The organism is Terrimonas sp. (genome assembly GCF_003075435.1).
Classification (GTDB): domain Bacteria; phylum Bacteroidota; class Bacteroidia; order Chitinophagales; family Chitinophagaceae; genus Agriterribacter.
Genome location: NZ_QCZJ01000061.1, coordinates 1 through 3,678, shown reverse-complemented (window position 1 = coordinate 3,678; position 3,678 = coordinate 1). Strand labels below are relative to the sequence as shown.

The following is a 3,678-nucleotide window of genomic DNA, read 5'->3' as shown; positions in this document are numbered from 1 at the left end:
AGTTGACCAACGAGCTGGAGAACTACCGTATTAAAAGAATAGAGGCATTACAACCCAAGCAGGAAACAAAGAACGAACTAACCCCCGCGCAACGACAAACCGCCATAGCCGAGCTAAAGAAGCCCAATCTTTTACAACGCACCAGCCAGTTATTGCAGCAATGCGGCATTGTCGGAGAATCCACCAACAGCCTGATCGCTTACCTGGTGTATTGCACAAGAAAGCAAAACATTCCCCTGCATATTATGTTCCTGGGCGCAAGCGGCAGCGGTAAAACGTATTTGCAGGAGCGCATCAGCGAGCTGATCCCGGAGGAAGATAAAATAGAGATCACCCAAATCACTGAAAATGCTTTGTATTATTTTAAGCAGGAGGAACTGAAGCATAAATTAATTTTGATAGAAGATTTAGACGGTGCATTAGCTGTATTTTACCCGCTCCGGGAGCTGCAGACCAAAAGAAGGATCAGCAAAACCGTTACGCTAAAAGACAGCAAAGGCAATTTAAAAACGATCACCTTAACGGTGGAAGGCCCTGTAAGCGTGAGCGGCTGCACCACCAAAGAGAAGATATACGAGGACAATGCCAACCGTTGCATACTGCTCTACACCGATCAGACCAGAGACCAGGACAAACGCATCAATGAATACCAAACCAGGCTCTCCGCAGGTGAAGTGAACCGGGAAAGAGAGCAGCAGTACAGGGAGCTGTTTAAAAATATACAGCGTGTTTTACGCCCCATTGCCATCATTAATCCTTATGCAAAATATATTGTGCTGCCGGAGCAGGTATTTAAGCCGAGAAGAACCATGACATTATTGTTAGGCTTTATAGAAGCTATTACATTTTACCACCAGTACCAGAGGGAAGTAAAGAAAGATAATGCCGGTCAGCTCTATATAGAAACTTCCATTGAAGATATCGAAGCAGCATTTACGCTTTTAAAAGATGTGCTGTTCAGCAAGAGCGATGAACTAACCAAGGCGACAAGAGAATTTTTAGAATCCCTCAAACAACTGTCCAAACAGACCGGCAGTGATACGTTCAATGCGAAAATGATAAGAGAGCAGCTACGGATGAACCCTGGCAATATGAAACGATACCTTTCCGAGCTTGCACGCTACGGCTATATAAAGGCTACAGGCAACCGTTACCGCAAAGGCAGCTATGAGTATAGCATTGTAAAGATGGACGAATACGAGGCTTTAAAATCGCAGATAGAGCAACATTTACAAAGCATACTTGCCGGTATCAGGGAGCTTGTAAAGAGTGGTTCAGTGGTTCAGTAGTGGTTCACTAAGTAAAATGAACCACTCAAATGCAGTACCAGACTGTATTTTGCTTCAGTGGTTCAGTAGTTCTCTAAAAAAGACTATTAGTAATTTTTTCTCCAAACCATTTTTTATGTCAAACAAATCCATTGCGCTGCAAAGCAGTGAGTATACATTACTGCTTACCGGCTTTACAGAGTGGCTGCAGCTTTTAAATTACTCACCGCTAAGCATACCGGTATTAAGCAGGAGCGTCTATGAATTTTTGCAGTACCAGCAGGCGACAGGAAAAGAAAAGTTAGAACAGTTAATGCCGGCAGATGCCGACAGCTTTATAGCGCAGTTGCAGGCAAAAGAAAAATACAGCGCCGGTCATATCAACAAAGAAATACAAGCTTTAAAACTTTTTAGCAGGTACATCCGGGAGACCGGCAGAAGCCCTGTAGCGTTTAACCTGGAAAGGCTAAAAGATGCCAGGGGTAAACCAACCTGGTTAAGCAAAGTGGAAATACAAAAGCTCTACGATGTAACAGCGCAAACTATTTTAGGTATAAGAGATAAAGCGATGCTTGCAGTGTATTACGGTTGCGGGTTGCGGTTGAATGAAGGTGCAAGCCTTGAGTTGCAAGACATAGACAGTACAAAAAAAGTGCTGCATGTAAGAAAAGGCAAAGGTTATAAAGAACGGTTTGTGCCGGTAGCGGAGAAAAATTTTGAAGCTATAAAGCTGTACTTAGATTATGCAAGACCACAGTTGTTACAACAGGTGCAAACAACTGCTTTGTTTATTGATGCCAACAGAGGCAGACCGATGCAAAAGCAGAGCCTGTATGTAAGAGTAAAACAGTTGGCAAAGAAAGCGAAGATCAAAAAGAAAGTCGGCACGCATACCTTACGCCACAGCATAGCCACCCATCTTTTACAAAGCGGCATGAAGCTGGAACGGATACAGCAGTTCTTAGGGCATGGCGACCTGGACAGCACACAGATATACACTCACCTTTTAAATGATGCTACATGGGTTTTACAGAATACTTACAACAAAAGCAATACAGCAAAGCAACGGTAAGCCTGTATGCGGAAGGCATACAACATTTTTTAGACTGGCTGAAAGAAGAAGATATCAGCGCTGATTTATTTACATACACCGAACTGTTAGACTTTATGCGTTATTGTTACAGCAAAGGCATCAGTAAAAGAAGCGTTCACAACAGGCTTTGCATAGTGCGGCATTACTGTAACTACCTGATCAGCGAAGGCAAACGAACAGATAACCCGGCAGCAGGTGTTTTTATCAAAGGACTGGTAAGAAAGCTGCCCACCAATCTTTTAAGCATAGAAGAGCTGGAAGAGCTGTATAAGCAATACAGCATACAGTTAAGTGTAGACACGTCAAAGAAAATCATGTTAGGGCTGATGATATACCAGGGTGTAACGGTTGGAGAAATTATGCGGCTGCAGCGCCATCATTTTAAACTGAAAGACGGAAAAATATTTATTCCCGGAACAAAACGCAGCAATGAAAGATCATTAGACCTGAAAGCGGTACAGATACCGGAGCTGCAAAGCTATCTGAATGCAAATAAGTTCAAAGAGGGTGCATTGTTCTTTGAGCAAATCAAAACGCCTGTGAGCGAAACCAATATCAATAACCGGCTGCAGTATATGTTTAAACAGCTCAAGCAACTCAATGCAAATGTGATCAATGCCAAACAGATCCGCAGCAGTGTTATAACAGAATGGCTAAGAAAAAATCATCTTCGGCAGGTGCAGTATATGGCCGGGCATAAGTATGTAAGCTCAACCATAAGATACCAGGCAAATAACCTTGATGATCTGCAAAACGAGCTTGAGCGACATCACCCGATGTCGTAGCGAAACGGAGATCCCGCCAGTGAAACGTAGCGGGAAGCTATAAGGCAGACACACAGCACGGCTTGCAGCAAGCTAACACACAAAGCCAACGCTATTGCTGCCCTGCGTTGTTGCCGCCTGCCCACGCATTTTTTTGTCGCTTGGCTGACGCACATCTGCACATTGCGTATGCGCACAAGGCTGGCACACTGAAAGCGCACATACGCAAAGAGCAGATCGCCTGCGCTTCACAAGTCACAAAAAAGCCGGCGCACAGGCGGAAGCTACTTAAACATAATGTGTTCCTATAGTATTTTTTGCTATGCTCATGCAAGCATGCCCGACTAAAAAAATCCTATAGGCACATTATGTTAAGTATCCAACAACCCGTCCCGCTATAGCTATACACAAAACCCTACACACAACAGCGGAAGCCGTGCCGGCCAACGCTGCAAAGAAGCGGTGTGCAAGCACGAATCTGTTTTTATGCCATCTCCTTCCAGTCGGTCAATGGCAAAGCCTACCGGCAGTATGGTAAAGGAATGAAAGCATA

General features: G+C 44.1%; 3 protein-coding genes. All 3 read left to right on the top strand.

The features are described 5' to 3' along the window. On the top strand, window positions 1-1,289 hold a 1,289-nt coding region (locus DC498_RS26310), incomplete at its 5' end, for a hypothetical protein (protein WP_165813967.1). A gap of 115 nt (window positions 1,290-1,404) precedes the next feature. Beyond that, window positions 1,405-2,340 carry a tyrosine-type recombinase/integrase gene (locus DC498_RS25735; RefSeq protein ID WP_165813966.1) on the top strand — a complete coding sequence of 312 codons (936 nt, stop codon included), beginning with the start codon at window positions 1,405-1,407 and terminating at the stop codon, window positions 2,338-2,340. Then, on the top strand, window positions 2,289-3,146 hold the full coding sequence (locus DC498_RS25730; protein WP_116876993.1) for a tyrosine-type recombinase/integrase: 858 nt from the start codon (window positions 2,289-2,291) through the stop codon (window positions 3,144-3,146). Before DC498_RS25735 ends, DC498_RS25730 begins: the two co-directional genes overlap by 52 nt. The last annotated feature ends 532 nt before the right edge of the window (window positions 3,147-3,678 follow it).

What these genes read in the sequence shown, in the direction of transcription:
- DC498_RS25730 (WP_116876993.1), top strand. Translation starts at nt 2,289, where the DNA reads ATGGGTTTTACAGAATACTTACAACAAAAGCAATACAGCAAAGCAACG.
- DC498_RS25735 (WP_165813966.1), top strand. Translation starts at nt 1,405, where the DNA reads ATGTCAAACAAATCCATTGCGCTGCAAAGCAGTGAGTATACATTACTG.